General features: G+C 41.5%; 20 protein-coding genes and 1 tRNA gene. 8 read left to right on the top strand and 13 right to left on the bottom strand.

Features of this window, described 5'->3' with window-relative positions:
- Positions 1-25: 25 nt before the first annotated feature.
- Positions 26-1408, bottom strand: a complete 1383-nt coding sequence (selA, locus tag EDC41_RS04530) for an L-seryl-tRNA(Sec) selenium transferase (protein WP_115262465.1) — start codon at positions 1406-1408, stop codon at positions 26-28.
- 67 nt (positions 1409-1475) lie between these two features.
- On the opposite strand from selA, the gene EDC41_RS04525 reads away from it, so the two are divergent.
- The 4 genes from EDC41_RS04525 to nanA all read left to right on the top strand — a co-directional run bounded on the left by EDC41_RS04525 (position 1476) and on the right by nanA (position 4281).
- A tRNA-Sec gene (locus EDC41_RS04525) sits at positions 1476-1570 on the top strand.
- Between the two features lie 206 nt (positions 1571-1776).
- Entirely contained in the window at positions 1777-2466 is a 690-nt protein-coding gene (locus EDC41_RS04520; RefSeq protein ID WP_006251377.1) for an N-acetylmannosamine-6-phosphate 2-epimerase, read from the top strand.
- A gap of 9 nt (positions 2467-2475) precedes the next feature.
- Entirely contained in the window at positions 2476-3378 is a 903-nt protein-coding gene (locus EDC41_RS04515; protein ID WP_006251378.1) for an N-acetylmannosamine kinase, read from the top strand.
- 24 nt (positions 3379-3402) lie between these two features.
- A complete protein-coding gene (gene nanA, locus EDC41_RS04510) occupies positions 3403-4281 on the top strand; it encodes an N-acetylneuraminate lyase (protein ID WP_006251379.1) in 879 nt (292 codons plus the stop codon).
- A gap of 74 nt (positions 4282-4355) precedes the next feature.
- On the opposite strand, the gene EDC41_RS04500 is transcribed toward nanA, so the two are convergent.
- Together EDC41_RS04500 and EDC41_RS04495 are read right to left on the bottom strand one after the other, a co-directional pair.
- Positions 4356-5150: a PA3715 family protein gene (locus EDC41_RS04500; protein ID WP_006251380.1), complete on the bottom strand. Its 795-nt coding sequence runs from the start codon at positions 5148-5150 to the stop codon at positions 4356-4358.
- Between the two features lie 104 nt (positions 5151-5254).
- Positions 5255-6850, bottom strand: a complete 1596-nt coding sequence (locus EDC41_RS04495; protein ID WP_006248978.1) for an ABC transporter substrate-binding protein — start codon at positions 6848-6850, stop codon at positions 5255-5257.
- 148 nt (positions 6851-6998) lie between these two features.
- Here EDC41_RS04495 and mioC point away from each other — a divergent pair, with 148 nt between their 5' ends.
- Both mioC and EDC41_RS04485 read left to right on the top strand, forming a co-directional pair.
- Entirely contained in the window at positions 6999-7439 is a 441-nt protein-coding gene (gene mioC / locus EDC41_RS04490) for an FMN-binding protein MioC (protein WP_006251381.1), read from the top strand.
- A gap of 11 nt (positions 7440-7450) precedes the next feature.
- Positions 7451-7618: a DUF1232 domain-containing protein gene (locus tag EDC41_RS04485; protein WP_006251382.1), complete on the top strand. Its 168-nt coding sequence runs from the start codon at positions 7451-7453 to the stop codon at positions 7616-7618.
- An 88-nt stretch (positions 7619-7706) separates the two neighbouring features.
- Here EDC41_RS04485 and asnC read toward each other — a convergent pair whose 3' ends face one another.
- Positions 7707-8180, bottom strand: a complete 474-nt coding sequence (gene asnC, locus EDC41_RS04480) for a transcriptional regulator AsnC (RefSeq protein WP_006251383.1) — start codon at positions 8178-8180, stop codon at positions 7707-7709.
- Positions 8181-8379: 199 nt separating this feature from the next.
- Between asnC and asnA the strand changes: the two genes are divergently transcribed.
- Positions 8380-9372, top strand: coding sequence for an aspartate--ammonia ligase (asnA, locus tag EDC41_RS04475; RefSeq protein ID WP_006251384.1), 993 nt, complete (start codon positions 8380-8382; stop codon positions 9370-9372).
- Positions 9373-9495: 123 nt separating this feature from the next.
- Here asnA and EDC41_RS04470 read toward each other — a convergent pair whose 3' ends face one another.
- The 9 genes from EDC41_RS04470 to EDC41_RS04430 form a co-directional block, all read right to left on the bottom strand.
- Positions 9496-9915 carry a F0F1 ATP synthase subunit epsilon gene (locus tag EDC41_RS04470; protein ID WP_006251385.1) on the bottom strand — a complete coding sequence of 140 codons (420 nt, stop codon included), beginning with the start codon at positions 9913-9915 and terminating at the stop codon, positions 9496-9498.
- A gap of 27 nt (positions 9916-9942) precedes the next feature.
- A complete protein-coding gene (gene atpD, locus EDC41_RS04465) occupies positions 9943-11316 on the bottom strand; it encodes a F0F1 ATP synthase subunit beta (RefSeq protein WP_006248984.1) in 1374 nt (457 codons plus the stop codon).
- Between the two features lie 20 nt (positions 11317-11336).
- Positions 11337-12203 carry a F0F1 ATP synthase subunit gamma gene (gene atpG, locus EDC41_RS04460; protein ID WP_006251387.1) on the bottom strand — a complete coding sequence of 289 codons (867 nt, stop codon included), beginning with the start codon at positions 12201-12203 and terminating at the stop codon, positions 11337-11339.
- Positions 12204-12228: 25 nt separating this feature from the next.
- Positions 12229-13770 carry a F0F1 ATP synthase subunit alpha gene (gene atpA / locus EDC41_RS04455; protein WP_006248986.1) on the bottom strand — a complete coding sequence of 514 codons (1542 nt, stop codon included), beginning with the start codon at positions 13768-13770 and terminating at the stop codon, positions 12229-12231.
- 12 nt (positions 13771-13782) lie between these two features.
- Positions 13783-14316 carry a F0F1 ATP synthase subunit delta gene (atpH, locus tag EDC41_RS04450; protein ID WP_006248987.1) on the bottom strand — a complete coding sequence of 178 codons (534 nt, stop codon included), beginning with the start codon at positions 14314-14316 and terminating at the stop codon, positions 13783-13785.
- A 13-nt stretch (positions 14317-14329) separates the two neighbouring features.
- The gene (gene atpF, locus EDC41_RS04445; protein WP_006251388.1) at positions 14330-14800 is read right to left on the bottom strand and encodes a F0F1 ATP synthase subunit B; all 471 of its coding nucleotides are present in this window, start codon (positions 14798-14800) and stop codon (positions 14330-14332) included.
- A 60-nt stretch (positions 14801-14860) separates the two neighbouring features.
- Positions 14861-15115 carry a F0F1 ATP synthase subunit C gene (atpE, locus tag EDC41_RS04440; RefSeq protein WP_005599073.1) on the bottom strand — a complete coding sequence of 85 codons (255 nt, stop codon included), beginning with the start codon at positions 15113-15115 and terminating at the stop codon, positions 14861-14863.
- A 117-nt stretch (positions 15116-15232) separates the two neighbouring features.
- Positions 15233-16021, bottom strand: a complete 789-nt coding sequence (gene atpB, locus EDC41_RS04435) for a F0F1 ATP synthase subunit A (RefSeq protein ID WP_006248989.1) — start codon at positions 16019-16021, stop codon at positions 15233-15235.
- 22 nt (positions 16022-16043) lie between these two features.
- Positions 16044-16427 carry an ATP synthase subunit I gene (locus tag EDC41_RS04430; protein ID WP_006248990.1) on the bottom strand — a complete coding sequence of 128 codons (384 nt, stop codon included), beginning with the start codon at positions 16425-16427 and terminating at the stop codon, positions 16044-16046.
- A 467-nt stretch (positions 16428-16894) separates the two neighbouring features.
- On the opposite strand from EDC41_RS04430, the gene carA reads away from it, so the two are divergent.
- Positions 16895-18028: a glutamine-hydrolyzing carbamoyl-phosphate synthase small subunit gene (gene carA, locus EDC41_RS04425; protein ID WP_006251390.1), complete on the top strand. Its 1134-nt coding sequence runs from the start codon at positions 16895-16897 to the stop codon at positions 18026-18028.
- Positions 18029-18070: the final 42 nt, after the last annotated feature.

Raw genomic sequence — 18070 nt, 5'->3', positions numbered from 1 at the left:
ACAGGCACAGTCTGCCCTACCAAAATTAATATTCCAACATCTCAATCAACTTATCAAACTCCACGACCGAGCGTAAATCTAACCAAAATTTCTGCTGAGCAAAACGCCCGATAATCGGGCTTGGGTAGGTTTTAAATTGTTGTTCCAATGCAATTAAATCGCTCTGTTTTTCAGCGGAAATAGTCACTGCCACCGAAGGTAAGGTTTCTGTGGGTAACGCACCGCTGCCGATTTGAGCGAGGCTTGGCTCAATTTGCAAAATATAAGCAGAATTTAACCGCTTGTGTAGTGCCTGTTTTAATCGCTCTGCTTTGTGTTGCAAGGTTTCAAGCGGTTGAGTGAGTAAATGAAGAGTCGGCAAGTTATCGGTTAATTGCTCCGGAAATAAGTAGTGGCGTAGCGTTGCCTCAAGTGCCGATAAAATCACTTTATCGCAACGTAGCACCCGTTTTAGCGGGTGTTGTTGCAGTTGGCTAATCATCGCTTGGCTACCGACAATAATGCCGGCTTGCGGCCCGCCTAATAATTTATCGCCCGAGAAGGAAACCAAATCTACCCCAGCCGCTACTTTTTGCTGAACCTTTGGCTCAGCAGGCAAATTAAGAGCTTGCATATCAGTTAGCGAACCACTGCCTAAGTCGGTAATCACAGGCAGGTTAAACTCTTTACCGAGAGCCACCAATTCCTCTTCCGACGCTGAACTGGTGAACCCCTCAATGTGGTAGTTACTGGTGTGAACTTTCATTAAAAAGGCGGTATTTTCGGTGATCGCGTTGCGATAATCCTTTAAATGAGTGCGATTAGTCGTACCAACTTCCACCAATTTGCAACCGGCTTGAGCCATAATATCCGGAATGCGGAATGCCCCGCCAATTTCCACCAGCTCGCCACGGGAAACGATGACTTCCTTGCCTTGTGCGAAGGTTGCTAACATCAACAACACCGCTGCCGCATTATTATTCACAATGCAAGCGGCCTCCGCTCCGGTAAGTATTTGCAACAACTCGGAAATGTAGTTATCTCGGTGCGAGCGCTTGCCTGCTTCAATATCAAATTCCAACGCCACATTGTTTCGCATTGCGTTGGTTGCTGCCTGTATCGCCTTTTCCGACCACAACCCACGCCCTAAGTTGGTGTGTAACACCGTACCGGTTAAGTTGAACACGGAACGGATTTTCACCTCACTCAACGCTTGCACTTTTTGTTCCAGCCTTATAAAAAACAGGTTTTCATCGGCAATAAAATCCGGCAAGGCTTGCTGTTGGGAAATAAATTGACGTGCTTGAGTAAGCAAACTCCTAGCTTGTTCAGCCACGCTGGAATATGCAAATTTTTGGCATAATTCGACCGCTTGTGGCTTTTTCAACAAGAGGTCGAGCGAGGGAATTTGGCGAAATAGTTGTTGCATAATGTGAATGATTGAGAGAATATTTTGGACAATTCTAATAAATAAAGTACAATATTGCCAATTTTTCGGAAGTGCGTCATCTCCGGTGAGGTGGCAGGACTTCAAATCCTGTTGAGGACGCCAGCGTTCTCGGGTGGGTTCAACTCCCATGCACTTCCGCCACATTTCAAAAGCCGTTAATCTTTAACGGCTTTTTGCATTTCTGCCACATTCTCTCTTTCCGTTTTGATAAAAAATGAGACTTAGCTCACATTTTTTTATTTTTCTGTTTGTAGTAAAAATTTATTAAATTATAATTATTTGGAGTATTTCTTCACAAACAAAATCTAGTCCATTGACTACCTTTTGAACATAAAAAAGGAACTGTTATGTCAACACTATCTCGTGATTCTATTTTAAGTCAAATTCAAAACGGGCTGATTGCCTCCTGCCAACCGGTTGATGACGGCCCCATGGATAAACCTGAAATTGTCGCCGCAATGGCAGCAGCCTCTGTGATTGGTGGTGCTAAAGGCATTCGCATTGAAGGTGTCGATAATTTAAAAGCCGCTCGTGCGGCAGTGAATGTGCCGATTATCGGCATTGTAAAACGTGATTTGCCAGATTCCCCTGTGCGTATTACGCCATTTTTAGAAGATATTGATGCCTTAGCCGAAGCCGGTGCCGATATTATTGCGGTGGACGGCACATTCCGCACCCGCCCGGTCAGCATTGAAGAGGCGGTAAAACGCATTCACGAAAAAGGTTGCTTGGCAATGGCGGATTGCTCCACCCTTGAAGAAGGTTTACATTGCCAACAATTAGGCTTTGATATTGTGGGTAGTACAATGTCTGGCTACACCGGTGGCGAAGTGCCTGATGAGCCGGACTATCAATTAGTGAAAGATTTAAAAGCTGCCGGCTGTAATGTTATGGCGGAAGGTCGCTACAACACGCCTGAACTGGCAAAAACGGCGATTGAAATCGGGGCGGATTACGTTACCGTTGGATCGGCATTGACCCGCTTAGAGCATATTGTGAGCTGGTTTGCCGACTCTGTAAAATCGGCTCAAAAATAGGAGCTGCTTATGCGTTGTTTAGCAATAGACATCGGTGGCACGAAAATTGCCACGGCAATTGTGCAACACAATCAAGTGTCACAACGCCAACAAATTCAGACCCCGACTGATAAACCACAAGCTGATCAGGCAGGCAGTTTGCATCAAGCGATTGGTGAGATAATGCAACATTATCAAGGGCAATTTGATTTTGTGGCAGTTGCCTCAACAGGCATTATCAATAAAGGGGTGCTTACCGCATTAAATCCTAAAAATTTAGGCGGATTGGCAGAATTTCCGTTGAAACAAAGCATTGAAAAACATACCGATAAGCCGATTGCATTATTAAATGACGTGCAAGCGGCGGTGTGTGCCGAATATTTAAATGAAGACCAACAAGCGGTCAAAAATTTTGTATTTATTACCGTTTCCACCGGCGTAGGCGGCGGCATTATTTTAAACGGCGAACTGCAAATCGGCAGTAACGGCATTGCAGGACATATCGGGCATACTCTAGCCGATCCGAACGGGCCTCTCTGTGGTTGTGGACGAGTCGGCTGTGTCGAAGCAGTCGCAGCAGGGCGTGCAATAGAGGCAGTTTCCAGCCAATGGGAAAAGCCTTGTTCACCGAAAGAGGTGTTCGAGCGATTCCGCCAAGGCAACCCACAAGCGGTCGAATTAGTACAAAAATCTGCAAAAGCGATTGCTAATTTAATTGCAGATTTAAAAATCAGTTTAGATATACAAAAAGTGGTGTTAGGTGGCAGTGTGGGCTTAGCGGAAGGGTATTTACCGCAGGTGTCCAACTATTTAGCTGAAATGCCGAGCGTATATCATTGCATATTGGAAAATGCTCTATCCGGGCAAGATGCCGGCTTAATCGGTGCGGCTTGGTGGGCGGAAAACCAACTTAATCAAGGTTTTACTCTTTAACAAATTCTAACTCCGGAGATCCAAATGAAAAACTTAAAAGGTATTTTTAGTGCGTTACTCGTCTCTTTCAACGAAGACGGCACCATCAACGAAAAAGGCTTACGCCAAATTATCCGCCACAACATCGACAAAATGAAAGTGGACGGTTTATATGTCGGCGGTTCAACCGGTGAAAACTTTATGCTTTCTACCGAAGAGAAAAAAGAAATTTTCCGCATTGCCAAAGACGAAGCGAAAGATGAAATCGCCCTTATCGCCCAAGTCGGTAGCGTAAACTTAAAAGAGGCGGTAGAACTGGGTAAATATGCCACAGAATTAGGCTACGACAGCTTATCTGCGGTCACACCGTTCTACTACAAATTCAGCTTCCCGGAAATCAAAAATTTCTACGAAACCATTATTCGTGAAACCGGCAACAAAATGATTGTTTACTCCATTCCGTTCTTAACCGGCGTAAACATCGGTGTGAGCCAATTCGCTGAATTATTTGAAAACGAAAAAATCATCGGTGTAAAATTCACTGCCGGCGATTTCTACCTGTTAGAGCGTTTACGCAAAGCGTTCCCGAACCACTTAATCTACGCAGGTTTCGATGAAATGATGCTACCGGCAACGGTATTAGGTGTGGACGGTGTAATCGGCTCAACCTTCAACGTAAACGGTATTCGTGCAAGACAAATCTTTGAATTAGCCCAACAAGGCAAAATCAAAGAAGCATTTGAAATCCAAAATGTAACCAACGATTTAATCGAAGGCATTTTAGGCAACGGTTTATACCAAACCATCAAAGGCTTATTGGAGTTAGAAGGTGTGCAAGCAGGTTACTGCCGTGAGCCGATGACGAAAGAACAAACTCCGGCACAAAAAGAAGTGACCAAACAGTTAAAAGCTAAATTCTTGTAATTTAAGTTGCAAAAGGCTAAACGAAAATCACCGCTTGTAGTAACAAGCGGTGATTTTTTCTCAACGACTTGCAATTAATGAAGCCATTCTGCTTTTTCTACCACGGTGTAACGGTCACCATTATATTTTAATCGCACTTTTTCTTGGCGAGTATTTTCTGATTTCAACTCTCTACCTATATCATAAAACCCTGTACTCCAGATATTTTGAGTAATATCCGCTTTTACAATGATATCATTGAAGCCGTTGGTCTGTTTGTTATCCATTTGCAATACCAAGTTTGTCGTTTCCGTTTTGGTTTCTTTATCATCTAAAATAGACCAAAAAGTCATCGGGTAATCAAAAACAAGTTTTAACTTTTCTTTTTCCGGCACAAATAACATCAAATGATCATTTGCAGAATACTCAGGAGCACTTGGACCACGAGCAGCATTATTAAACCTCACGCCGAAAGCTCTTACTTTGTCGTTTAGAATATAACGGGCGGTATCAATTTTAAGACTATCTGCATTCACATCGATAGAGGCATCGATCTCCATATCCTGCTCCCACGATTGCAATATCGCATTATCATTCACACGAGCAACAAAAAGCGTCCACTTAGGTGTGTTTTCGTCGTTTTGATAATTTTCTTTGCTGTATTTAGGCTCTATTACCGCATAACTCACTAAGGTTTCCGTTGAATTGTTAGGAGCTGTTTTACAGGCAGAAGCTAAAGTACGAGCAGAAAGTTTCTCTTGAGAAATCTTAAAGTAATGAGCAATAATTTGATGTTGTTGCTCAGCACAAACCTGTGTGTTATTACCTTCATCTGCTTTTATTTGAGTTGCAAGCGTAAGTAAAAGAACTAAGAGGAGTATCTTTTTCATATAGATTTATCCGTATAGAAAGATAACTCATTCTAAAAGAAAAGCAGTCTATTCTCTACCACATTTTGCAAAAAGTGGCAAAAATAGACCGCTTGTATGGCATATCACTCCGATAAACTCACCCCATAAAATGGCGTGTAGCCAAACGGATTTTGCACAAAACCTTGCACCCGTTTGCTGAGTGGTACATAATTGATAGCGTGAGCCAGCGGAATAAATGGCGTTTGTTCGTTGGCAATTTCCACCGCTTGTTGATAGAGCTTCGCCCGCTCGTCACGGTTTTGGGTTTGTACAGCTTGAGCTAATAACTGCTCAAATTTCTCATCCGTCCAACGCCCATAATTTGTTCCCGGAATATTAGATTTGCTTAATAAAGGGAAGAGGAAATTATCAGGATCACCATTACGGCTTGTCCAACCATAAGTGCCGGTAGAGAACTCGCCTTCACGGGTGCGTTTGTTAAAATCCGCCCATTCGTGGGTCACTAATTTCGCTTTCACCCCGATTTTCGCCCAATCCGCCTGAATAATTTCAGCCGTTCGACGTGGGTTTGGGTTAGAAGGGCGCACTACCGGTTGTACCCAAATTTCCGTTTCAAATCCATCGGCAAAGCCGGCTTCTGTTAATAGGGCTTTGGCTTTTTCAAGGTTAAATTCATATTGCGGTAAATTTGGATTATAGCCCAACACCGAATCAGGGAACGGATTACTTGCCACCGTGCCACCGCCTTGATAAACAGCCTCGACAATCGCTTTCTTATCGGTTGCATAATGCAAGGCTTGGCGAACTTTGGCGTTATTTAATGCCGGTTTGGTGCTGTTTAAGCCGATATAAGCTAAATTCAGCCCGTCTCTCTGTAACAAATTCACCTTCGGATCTTGTTTCATTTGGGCAATATCGGAAATATTCGGGAAATCAATCACATCGCATTCACCCGCTTTCAGTTTAGCATAACGAGTGCCCGCATCAGGGGTAATACTAAAAATCAGTTTCTCAAATTTTGCTTTACCTTGGAAATAATCCGGGTTCGCAACATAACGCACCGCTTGATCGGTTTGATAGGCTTGGAACACAAAAGGCCCTGTGCCGATCGGGGCTTGATCCAATAACTCCGGCTTGCCTTCCGCCAGCAATTTATCCGCATATTCTTTTGAATAAATCGACAAGAAATCCATCGCTAAGGTTGTCAGAAAAGGAGCATTAGGTTGCTGTAAGGTGATTTTAACAGTGTAATCGTCCACTTTTTCCACTGTTTTTAAAATCTTCGGCAAATTCATCCAATGGTAATAGAAATAAGTACCGTCAGAGACCTTATGGTAAGGGTGGTTTAAATCCATCTGGCGTTGGAACGAGAACACTACATCATCCGCATTCAGCGTTCGAGTTGGCGTAAATTGTTTATTGGAATGAAATTTCACGTCTTTACGTAAATGGAATGTGTAACTTAAGCCATCGTCACTGATTTCCCAACGTTCCGCCAAACTCGGCTCAACCGTTAGTTCACCGGCTTTAAACGCTAATAAGCGATTATAAATTTGTTGTGAACTGGCGTTGAAATCATTGGCATCATTAGTAATTGCAGGACTAAGTTTCATCGGTGGAGTTGCCACGCAATTAATCAACGTATTTACCGGAGCTGCTGCCACCAAACTGCTGGCACTTAAGAGTAAAACAGAAAGAGATAATTGAGAAAGACGCATAAAGACTCCTTAACATTTTCTACTAACTTACTCGGCATTAACGTATTTTCAAAATAACTAAAGGTTATAATTTATAATCAGAATAATCAGTTGCAAACCAATGATTCTTGGCTAGAATATTGGCAGTTTTTTAAACGAGAGATTTACTATGACATCAATTTGTATCATCACCGGCAGCACCTTAGGCGGTGCGGAATATGTTGCCGATCACATTAATGAGGTATTAAGCGAGCAAGGTTTTGAAGTGGAACTGTTTAACCAAGCCACCCTTGCCGATATTGAAGGTAAAGCCAATCTGATTGTCGTTACCTCCACCCACGGAGCCGGCGAGCTACCCGAAAATATCCAGCCGTTATTTGATGATTTAGCAAATAGCACGGCGGATTTCAGCTCAATGAAATTTGGCGTAATCGGCTTAGGCAGCTCAGATTACGACACCTTCTGCAATGCAGTAAATATTGTTGAAGAAGCTCTCAAAGCGAAAGGGGCAAGCCAAGTTTGCGAATCACTGAGAATTGATGTAATGAATAATTTCGACCACGATGGCAGTGCTGAAGAATGGTTACCATCATTTATTGAACAATTATAACTTAAGTATCAATGAAAAAAATCAGTGCAAATAAGGCGAAGTGGATTAAAATTGCTATTATCTTAATCTATATGTTCAGCCCTGTAGATATTCTACCCGAAGCAATTTTAGGCCCACTCGGTTTGGTTGATGATGCTGCCGCATTAATGCTATTGATTAAGACTATTTTGGAAAAATAGGCATAGTAGACAAAATAGTTGCAAAAAACCAAAACAAAACGACCGCTTGTAACCCAATACAAGTGGTCTTATCTTTTACTTAATTCTTTTAAGGGAGAATATCTCTTGAAATAGGATTTTGAAGTGAAATAAGCGTTTCTGTTGACTGAATATCATCAATAGACTGAATTTTTCCTGCTAATACCGAATGCAACTCTTCGATGGTATGGGTCATTACTTTAATAAAAATAGAATAATTACCAGTGGTATAGTACGCCTCAACAACTTCATTAAATTCACTAAGTTTAGCAATTACTTTATCATAATCTTTGGCTGATTTTAAAATAATGCCAATAAAGCAACACACGTCATACCCAACCTTACGCTCGTCCACTACGATTTTGGTAGATTCAATAATGCCGGCTTGGCGCATTTTTTCAACACGGACATGGATTGTTGCGGCACTCACACCAAAAACTTTTGCCATTTCCGCATAAGGCGTGCGAGCATCTTTAATTAGCCAACGTAAAATTTTTTGATCCAGCTTATCAATTTCCGATTTAGTCGTGTTTTTACTGTACATTTTTTCTCCTCAAAATCAAACTAATTAGATAATATTTAAAAATATTGCAAATATTTTAAATGAAATTTATCACAAATGCTTTTTTATTTGATAAATATTGCATTTTTTAGATATTTCTTTAAATTAGCACTCATCAATTCTTAAATGCAATCAAGCACGAGAAATAAAAATCAACATTCTTTAATTAGGAAAGCAAACAATGAAAAAATCTTTTATTTTACAGCAACAAGAAATCAGTTTCGTTAAAAACACCTTTACGCAATACCTTATTGATAAATTAGGCATTATCGAAGTACAAGGTCCTATTTTGAGCGAAGTCGGCAACGGTATGCAAGACAACCTTTCCGGTATCGAAAAAGCGGTAAAAGTAAACGTAAAATGTATTCCAAGCTCTACTTATGAAGTGGTTCATTCTCTTGCAAAATGGAAACGCCACACCTTAGCTCGCTTTGGATTTAAAGAAGGAGAAGGGTTATTTGTTCATATGAAAGCTCTTCGCCCTGATGAAGATTCTTTAGATCGCACACACTCGGTATATGTTGACCAATGGGACTGGGAAAAAGTCATTCCTGAAGGTCGCCGCAACTTCGATTTCTTAAAAGAAACCGTAAACGAAATCTATAAAGCAATTCGTTTAACCGAATTAGCGGTGGAGGCTCGTTTCGATATTCCATCTGTATTGCCTAAACAAATTACTTTCGTTCACAGCGAAGACTTAGTGCAACGCTATCCGAATATGACCAGCAAAGAGCGTGAAAATGCTATCTGTAAAGAGTGCGGAGCGGTGTTCTTAATCGGTATCGGCGGAAAATTATCAGACGGTAAACCTCACGATGGACGTGCTCCGGACTACGATGACTGGACAACCGAATCCGAACAAGGCTACAAAGGTTTAAACGGTGATATTCTCGTTTGGAACGAAGAACTCGGCACAGCGTTTGAGCTTTCCTCAATGGGTATTCGTGTGGATGAAACTGCCTTACGCCTACAAGTCTCTTTAACCGGCGACGAAGACCGCCTCGAAATGGATTGGCACAAAGATTTATTAGCCGGCAGACTCCCGCTTTCTATCGGCGGCGGTATCGGTCAATCTCGCTTAGTGATGTTCTTACTACGCAAAAAACACATCGGTGAGGTGCAATCCAGTGTCTGGCCAAAAGCAGTATTTGAAGAGTTTGAGAATATTCTTTAATAAAACAAAAAAGCGAACCTTAGGGTTCGCTTTTGCTTTCTACAAGCGGTCTTATTTTGCAAAAAATTTACTGTTTTTAACCGCTTGTAAAACAAAACCCCACTTTCGAGGGGTTTTTTGATATTAACGTTTATTCGCTAATTTGGTTTTAGTGAGTTCGTAAACACGCAGTTTCGCAATTTCTCTCGCTAACTTCGCGGTTATATCCGCATCGCTGGTTTTTGAAAGTGTTTCTTCTACTTTGCGTTTTGCGGCAAGAATACGCTGTTCGTCTAGCTCTTCGCCACGAATTGCGGTATCTGCCAACACTGTTACTACAGTCGGTTGTACTTCAAGGAAACCACCTGAAACGTAAATAAACTCTTCTTTGCCGTCAGCTAAAGTGAATTTAACCATTCCCGGTTTAATTGCGGTTAATAGCGGTGCATGCCCTGCATACACCCCTAATTCACCGTCTGTTCCTGAAACACGCACGCTGGTAACTGTGCCTTCAAAGATTTTACGTTCTGCACTCACTACCGTGAGTTCAAATTGAGATGCCATGTTGTTCTCCTTTAGTTTAGAACAAAATTACATCTGTTTTGCTCTTTCAACCACTTCGTCAATTGAACCCGCCATATAGAACGCTTGTTCCGGAATATGGTCGTATTCGCCTTCTAAAATGCCTTTAAAGCCACGAATTGTTTCTTTTAACGGTACGAATTTGCCCGGTACGCCGTTGAATACTTCCGCAACGTGGAATGGTTGTGAAAGGAAACGTTCGATTTTACGCGCACGAGCAACAAGGCGTTTGTCGTCTTCCGATAATTCATCCATACCCAAAATTGCAATGATGTCTTTTAACTCTTTATAACGTTGTAATGTACCTTGTACACCACGAGCAACGTTATAGTGTTCCTCACCAACCACGAGTGGATCTAACTGACGAGAGGTTGAGTCAAGAGGGTCAACCGCCGGGTAAATACCGAGTGAAGCGATATTACGGCTTAATACCACCGTTGAGTCTAAGTGGGCAAAGGTAGTTGCCGGAGACGGGTCAGTTAAGTCATCCGCCGGAACATATACCGCTTGCACAGAGGTAATAGAGCCGGTTTTGGTTGAGGTAATACGCTCCTGTAATACGCCCATCTCTTCTGCAAGAGTCGGCTGATAACCTACCGCAGACGGCATACGACCTAATAACGCAGATACTTCGGTACCAGCTAAAGTATAACGGTAGATGTTATCCACGAAGAATAATACGTCACGACCTTCATCACGGAATTTTTCTGCCATGGTTAAGCCGGTTAATGCCACACGCAGACGGTTGCCCGGTGGTTCGTTCATTTGACCGTAAACCAGCGATACTTTGTCTAATACGTTAGAGTCTTTCATTTCGTGGTAGAAGTCATTACCCTCACGAGTACGCTCACCTACACCGGCGAATACCGAGTAACCGCTATGTTCGATAGCGATGTTACGGATTAACTCCATCATATTTACGGTTTTACCTACACCCGCACCACCGAATAAGCCAACTTTACCACCCTTAGCAAATGGAGCAACTAAGTCGATAACTTTGATACCGGTCTCTAAAAGCTCGGTGCTGTTCGCTTGTTCTTCGTAGCTTGGTGCTGCACGGTGGATTGTCCAACGTTCTTCTTCACCGATTGGGCCTGCTTCATCAATTGGCTCACCTAATACGTTCATAATACGACCGAGTGTTTTTGTACCAACCGGTACTTCAATCGCTTTATTCGTATTTTCAACTTTTAAGCCACGTTTTAAACCATCAGATGAACCAAGTGCGATACAACGGACCACACCGCCACCTAATTGTTGTTGAACTTCAAGGGTTAATCCTGATTCAACTTTTAATGCATCATAAACTTTTGGTACTGCATCTTGCGGAAACTCAACATCGATTACCGCACCGATGATCTGTACAATTTTTCCCGTTGCCATTACCGTTCCTCTATTCATTGTTAAATTGCTGCGGCACCCGCGACAATTTCATTTAATTCATTCGTAATACTTGCTTGACGAGCTTTGTTATACACTAACTGTAACTCATTAATCAGATTACCTGCGTTATCGGTTGCTGCTTTCATTGCCACCATTCGAGCAGCCTGTTCAGACGCAAGATTATCTACCACTGCCTGATAAACTTGAGATTCTAAATAACGAACCAGTAAGCTGTCTAATAACGCTTGTGGATTTGGTTCATAGAGATAATCCCAAGAACCAGTTTGCTCTAATGAGTCATTTTCCAGTGCAGGCAAAGGAAGCAACTGTTGTACTGTCGGTTTTTGTGACATCGTGTTTATAAAACGGTTATATACCACATACACTTCATCAATTTCGCCTTCACGGTAGGCATTTACCATACCATTAACAATACCGACTAAATCTTCCATTGCCGGTGTATCACCCAATCCATTGATATGACCTTTAATCTCTAGCCCCATTGGGTTAAAAAAGGAGATCCCTTTATTTCCCACCACAGCAAGTCGAGACTTAACACCTTGGTCATCTTTTTCTTTCAATTCATGTAAAACGGTTTTAAATAAATTGATATTTAAGCCACCACATAAACCGCGATCGGTTGAAACTACTAAATAGCCAACTTTTTTTACCGGACGTGGGGTCAAAAATGGGTGTTTATACTCAATGTTACCTTTGGCAATATGGCTAATTACCTTGCGAATACTTTCAGCATAAGGGCGAGAAGCCGCCATACGCTCTTGGGTTTTACGCATTTTTGATGCGGCAACCATTTCCATCGCTTTGGTAATTTTTTGTGTATTACGAACACTTGCAATTTTGGTTCTTATCTCTTTAGCACCTGCCATATTATTTCTCCGCTAAAAAGTTAGATTACCAAGCACTGTTCTTTTTGAAACCAGATAAAATCTCGTTCAATTTATCTTTAATTTCATCGTTGAAATTGCCGGATTTTGACAGTTCTTGCATAAACTCGCCGTAGTTACTTTGAGCATAAGCTAATAAGTTTGCTTCAAATGAGCCAACACGCTCAACCGGAATATCATCTAAGTAACCGTATTCAGCTGCTGCTAATGATAAACCTAATTGTGCAACAGACATCGGCTCGAATTGTTTTTGTTTCAACAATTCAGTTACTTTTTGACCGTGTGAAAGCTGTTTACGTGTTGCTTCATCAAGATCTGATGCGAACTGGGCAAATGCCGCTAATTCACGGTATTGAGCAAGTGCGGTACGGATACCACCGGCAAGCTTCTTAACCAGTTTAGTTTGTGCAGAACCACCTACACGGGAAACCGAGATACCCGGGTTTACCGCAGGGCGAATACCGGCATTGAATAAGCCTGATTCTAAGAAAATCTGACCATCGGTAATTGAAATTACGTTAGTCGGTACGAAGGCTGAAACGTCACCTGCTTGGGTTTCGATGATCGGTAATGCGGTTAAAGAGCCGGTTTGACCTTTCACAGCACCGTTAGTGAAACGTTCTACATAGTCTGCATTTACACGAGACGCACGCTCTAATAAGCGAGAGTGTAGATAGAACACATCACCCGGGAATGCTTCACGACCCGGTGGACGGCGTAATAACAATGAAATTTGACGGTAAGCAACTGCTTGCTTAGACAAATCATCGTAAACGATCAACGCATCTTCACCACGGTCACGGAAGTATTCACCCATTGCACAACCTGCATAAGGTGCAAGATATTGTAATGCAGCAGATTCAGACGCAGAAGCCACTACAACGATAGTGTTCGCTAATGCACCGTGTTCTTCTAATTTACGCACCACGTTGGCGATAGTTGATGCCTTTTGACCGATTGCAACGTAGATACATTTAATGCCTGAATCACGTTGGTTGATGATCGCATCAATCGCTAATGCGGTTTTACCGGTTTGACGGTCACCGATAATCAATTCACGCTGACCACGACCGATTGGTACCATTGAGTCCACCGCTTTGTAACCGGTTTGAACCGGTTGATCAACCGATTGACGGTCGATAACGCCCGGTGCGATCACTTCGATTGGTGAGAAACCGTCATTTTGGATTTCGCCTTTACCATCGATTGGCTGACCTAAGGTATTTACAACACGACCTAATAAGCCACGACCAACCGGCACTTCTAAAATACGACCGGTACATTGTACTTGCATACCTTCTGCTAAATCGGCATAAGGTCCCATTACAACTGCACCAACAGAATCTCTTTCTAAGTTTAATGCAATCGCATAACGATTGCCCGGTAATGCAATCATTTCACCTTGCATTACATCAGATAAGCCGTGGATACGAATAACCCCGTCACTTACCGAAACGATTGTCCCTGTGCTTTGAGCTTCACTCACCACATTAAACTGGGCAATACGTTTTTTAATCAATTCACTAATTTCAGTTGAATTTAGTTGCATTTTTTATTCCTCTTACAAGCTCAACTCTTGACTCAAGCGGTTTAGCTGTCCACGACTACTACCATCAATCACTACATCATCATAACGAATGATCACACCCGCAATTAATGAACTATCTATTGATGAAGTAATACGTACTTTCGTTCCGAGTCGCTTTTCCATAGCATTGGCAATTTTTGCTTCTTGTGCATCTGTTAATTTATCTGCAGAAACAACCTCAACATCTTTAATTGATTCCTGTTCTGCTCTTAATTCTAAAAATGCATTCAATACCGCAGGTAATACTGCTAAACGCTTGTTATCAGCCATTACGCGAATGAAATTTTGCCCATATTGATCTAATTGTTCGCCACAAATCTTGATAAACGTCTCAGAAATCTGACCGCTTGCAAGTGATGAGTTAAGAAAACTAGCTACTTGCTCATCGTTAGCGACGGCGGCAGAAAAAGTTAACATCTGCTGCCATTGTTCCAATTGACCTTGTTCTAAAGCAAAATCGAAAGCCGCTTTAGCATAGGGGCGAGCTACTGTGCTTAATTCTGACATCTGCCCCTCCTAGTTATAGTTCCGCAACTAGCTTATCAATAATATCGTTGTTCGCAGCGGTATCCACCGAACGACCCACGATTTTTTCTGCACCAGCAATAGCCAATGCAGCCACTTTTTGACGAAGCTCTTCTTGAACGCGTTTACGTTCGCTTTCAACTTCCGCGTAACCCTGTTCAATAATACGTTGACGTTCCACTTCAGCTTCTGCTTGTACAGATTCTAAAATTTCATTACGACGTTTTGTTGCTAAATCAATGATATTTTGTGCTTCTTCTTTCGCTCTAAGGATTTCTTGATCCGCAGCCGCTTTAGAATCAGCTTGTTCTTGTTTCGCTTTTTCGGCAGAAGCCAATGCGCTAGCAATATTTGCCTGACGCTCTTCTATCGCTCGAATTAGCGGTGGCCATACAAACTTCATACAGAACGCAACAAAAAGTGCGAACGCAATCAGTTGACCAATTAGTGTTGCATTTAAATTCACAACGCCCTCCTAAAAGCCGGTAAAGTTATTCAACTGAATAACGGTTAATCAAATCCCGACTTATTTCAATAAATCAATGAACGGGTTTGCGAAGATGAATAGTAATGAAATACCTACAGCGATCATTGCGATAGCATCTAAAAGACCAGCAACGATAAACATTTTAGTTTGTAAGCTTGATGCTAATTCCGGCTGACGTGCAGATGACTCTAAGAATTTGCCACCTAAGATAGCAAAGCCGATAGCAGTACCAAGAGCAGCGAAAGCTAATAAAATTGAAGCACCAATAATTGTTGCTGTGATTACTGATTCCATAATGTTCTCCATTAGATTGAGGAATTAGCCCGAAGGCTGGGTTGTTGATAAAAATACATATCAAGCGGTCAATATTTTGCAAAAATTTGCGAAAAACCTACCGCTTGTAAGGCTAGTTTAATGATCCGCTTTGTTATAAGCGATACTCAAATAAACAATCGTTAGCATCATAAAAATAAAGGCTTGAAGCGTAATAACTAAAATATGGAAAATCGCCCAAACCAAGTGTAATGGAATCCCCAACGCCTGTAGAGCGAAGTTGTCTGCCATATACATTACTGCAATAAGGATAAAGATTAACTCACCTGCATACATATTACCGAATAAACGGAACGCCAATGAAATCGGTTTTGCCAAAAGCGTTACCGTTTCAAGAATAAAGTTTACCGGAATGAATGCCCAGTGGTTAAACGGGTGTAACGTGTATTCTTTCACTAAACCGCCAAAACCTTTCGATTTCACCGTGTAAAATAAAATTAACGCAAATACACAAATAGACATACCCAGTGTTGCACTAATATCTGCCGTTGGTACTGCACGCAAATAGTGAATACCAAACAGATTGGCTAACTGTGGTAAGAAATCGACCGGGATAAGGTCGATCGCATTCATAATAAACACCCAACAGAAAATCGTTAATGCTAATGGTGCAATTACATTGCGAGGTCCGTGGAAGTTATCCTTCACTAAACCGTTTACCCACTCAATAACAATCTCAACAAAACATTGCAATTTTCCCGGAACGCCCGTTGTTGCATTTTTTGCTACACGCGAGAACACCCATAAAAAAATCGCACCTGCCACTAAAGAGAAGAACAGTGTATCTAAATGCACTGCCCAAAAGCCTTCACCTGTCGATAAAAAACTCAAGTGATGGCTAATATATTCTGCTGTCGTTCCAGCCATAACATATCCTTTTAAATTAAAATTAGTGGTGATGTTTGCTTAATACAAACGGGATCATATTATTTAAAAATAATGCGATAAAATAACCCACGAAAAACAACACAACATCTAGAGCAGGGATAAGTTTAAAACAGCCGATCACCAAAATAATAGTAACCAACCATTTCATTCCTTCACCACGATAGAAAGCGGTCATTTTTGACTGATTTTTTGCAGATTTCTTAAAGAAAACCCAATATACAAACACAAGATGAGGCAAAAAACTCGCTAAAGCACCGCCTAGAAAGGAAAAATTAAAATTCATTTTCCATAAAGACACTCCAAGTGCAAAAACGCACAAGAGAAAAAATTCAACCTTTAATGCTTGTTTATATTGTGATTTTGCTCTATTGATTACAGCTGACACATTTTATCCTTTTTGAATAAGTAAACCACACAATCAGGCTAATAATTAGCCACTGTTGAATCAAAGAAAATCCGTGCTAAATTATACTTTACAAATGAATTGTTGCAACCGAAAAGCGACACAAAAACTTGTTATTCTTCACATTTTTGAAAAAAAATTTTATTTACGTTGCATTTTTTTGAGTAAAACCATCAAAATCAGTTAACAAAAAAACAACAAATAGAGGTGTGTGTATTTTTCTCTGTCACATTATTTCAATATTTGATAAATTCCCCTTGCTTAAAAATGAATAAAAATTCATAATAATTGCATATATTTTCACTTCCGAGTAGAAAATGAAATAAAAAAAGAAGAAAGAAATAGGCAAAATAACTAATTTTTACTTGAATGCAAACGTTTGCTTGATTAAACTTAGTCGCCTACTTCTAAGGCTACACAGATAAAATTTGATGATTAGGAGTAAAACAATGTTCAAACCAGCAATTCTGGTTCTCACTGACGGTTCTGTCTTTTCCGGCAAATCCATTGGTGCTGACGGTCACACTATCGGTGAAGTGGTATTTAACACTGCGATGACCGGTTATCAAGAAATCCTTACCGATCCTTCTTATACTAAACAAATAGTCACCCTGACTTACCCCCACATTGGCAATACCGGCATTAATTTAGAAGATAAAGAATCCCCCAATGTTTGTGCCTCCGGCTTAATTATTCGTGATCTTCCTCTTCTCCATAGCAACTTCCGTGCGTCCTCCTCACTTTCAGATTATCTCATTCAACAAAACATTGTCGCTATTGCCGATATTGATACCCGCCGTTTAACCCGAATTTTACGCGAAAAAGGGGCACAAGCCGGTTGTATTTTAGTAGGCGATGCCACAGAAGAGAATATTGCTAACGCTTTGGCATTTGCCAACAGTTTCGGTTCTATGGCTGGGAAAGATTTGGCTCAAAGTGTCACCTGCAATGAATTATATAAATGGACAGATGGTGAATGGCAATTAGGTAAAGGTTATGTACCGCAACAACAAACCGAGTTCCACGTAGTTGCCTATGATTACGGTGTAAAACACAACATTTTGCGAATGCTTGCCGAACGAGGCTGTCGCTTAACCGTTGTGCCGGCAAAAACCTCTGCTGAAGCTGTGCTTGCGTTAAATCCGGACGGTATTTTCCTTTCTAACGGCCCGGGAGACCCGGAGCCGTGCGATTATGCCATTACCGCAATCCGAAAATTATTGGAAACGCAAAAACCCATTTTCGGCATTTGCTTAGGGCATCAACTTTTAGGTTTAGCGGCAGGCGGTAAAACCAAAAAAATGGTGTTTGGTCATCACGGAGCTAATCACCCGGTACAAGATTTAGACAGCCCAAAAGTGCTCATCACCAGCCAAAACCACGGTTTTGAAGTAGATGAATCCAGCTTACCATCTAATGTGCGAGTGACTCACCGCTCACTGTTTGACGGCACGGTGCAGGGGATTGAACTCACTGATAGACCGGCGTTTTCGTTCCAAGGTCACCCGGAAGCCAGCCCGGGGCCGAATGATGTTGCCTATTTATTTGACCGATTTGTCAGTGAGATGAAAAAAGTGAAGTAAGGACGTACCTATGTGTGTCCATCAAGCGGTCGAAATTTGCAA

It is taken from the genome of Mannheimia haemolytica (genome assembly GCF_004342115.1).
GTDB classification, from domain to species: Bacteria; Pseudomonadota; Gammaproteobacteria; order Enterobacterales; family Pasteurellaceae; genus Mannheimia; species Mannheimia haemolytica.
The sequence above is the reverse complement of the archived record's forward strand: the minus strand, read 5'-3'. Positions and strand labels throughout refer to the sequence as shown.

Bases quoted from the DNA above. Each gene is read 5' to 3' on its own strand.
- atpG (WP_006251387.1), bottom strand. From the start codon at position 12,203: ATGGCAGGTGCTAAAGAGATAAGAACCAAAATTGCAAGTGTTCGTAAT.
- atpA (WP_006248986.1), bottom strand. From the start codon at position 13,770: ATGCAACTAAATTCAACTGAAATTAGTGAATTGATTAAAAAACGTATT.
- EDC41_RS04495 (WP_006248978.1), bottom strand. From the start codon at position 6,850: ATGCGTCTTTCTCAATTATCTCTTTCTGTTTTACTCTTAAGTGCCAGC.
- EDC41_RS04485 (WP_006251382.1), top strand. From the start codon at position 7,451: ATGAAAAAAATCAGTGCAAATAAGGCGAAGTGGATTAAAATTGCTATT.
- EDC41_RS04520 (WP_006251377.1), top strand. From the start codon at position 1,777: ATGTCAACACTATCTCGTGATTCTATTTTAAGTCAAATTCAAAACGGG.
- atpB (WP_006248989.1), bottom strand. From the start codon at position 16,021: ATGGCTGGAACGACAGCAGAATATATTAGCCATCACTTGAGTTTTTTA.
- atpD (WP_006248984.1), bottom strand. From the start codon at position 11,316: ATGGCAACGGGAAAAATTGTACAGATCATCGGTGCGGTAATCGATGTT.
- atpE (WP_005599073.1), bottom strand. From the start codon at position 15,115: ATGGAATCAGTAATCACAGCAACAATTATTGGTGCTTCAATTTTATTA.
- selA (WP_115262465.1), bottom strand. From the start codon at position 1,408: ATGCAACAACTATTTCGCCAAATTCCCTCGCTCGACCTCTTGTTGAAA.
- asnA (WP_006251384.1), top strand. From the start codon at position 8,380: ATGAAAAAATCTTTTATTTTACAGCAACAAGAAATCAGTTTCGTTAAA.
- EDC41_RS04500 (WP_006251380.1), bottom strand. From the start codon at position 5,150: ATGAAAAAGATACTCCTCTTAGTTCTTTTACTTACGCTTGCAACTCAA.
- asnC (WP_006251383.1), bottom strand. From the start codon at position 8,180: ATGTACAGTAAAAACACGACTAAATCGGAAATTGATAAGCTGGATCAA.
- atpH (WP_006248987.1), bottom strand. From the start codon at position 14,316: ATGTCAGAATTAAGCACAGTAGCTCGCCCCTATGCTAAAGCGGCTTTC.
- EDC41_RS04515 (WP_006251378.1), top strand. From the start codon at position 2,476: ATGCGTTGTTTAGCAATAGACATCGGTGGCACGAAAATTGCCACGGCA.
- nanA (WP_006251379.1), top strand. From the start codon at position 3,403: ATGAAAAACTTAAAAGGTATTTTTAGTGCGTTACTCGTCTCTTTCAAC.
- mioC (WP_006251381.1), top strand. From the start codon at position 6,999: ATGACATCAATTTGTATCATCACCGGCAGCACCTTAGGCGGTGCGGAA.
- carA (WP_006251390.1), top strand. From the start codon at position 16,895: ATGTTCAAACCAGCAATTCTGGTTCTCACTGACGGTTCTGTCTTTTCC.
- EDC41_RS04470 (WP_006251385.1), bottom strand. From the start codon at position 9,915: ATGGCATCTCAATTTGAACTCACGGTAGTGAGTGCAGAACGTAAAATC.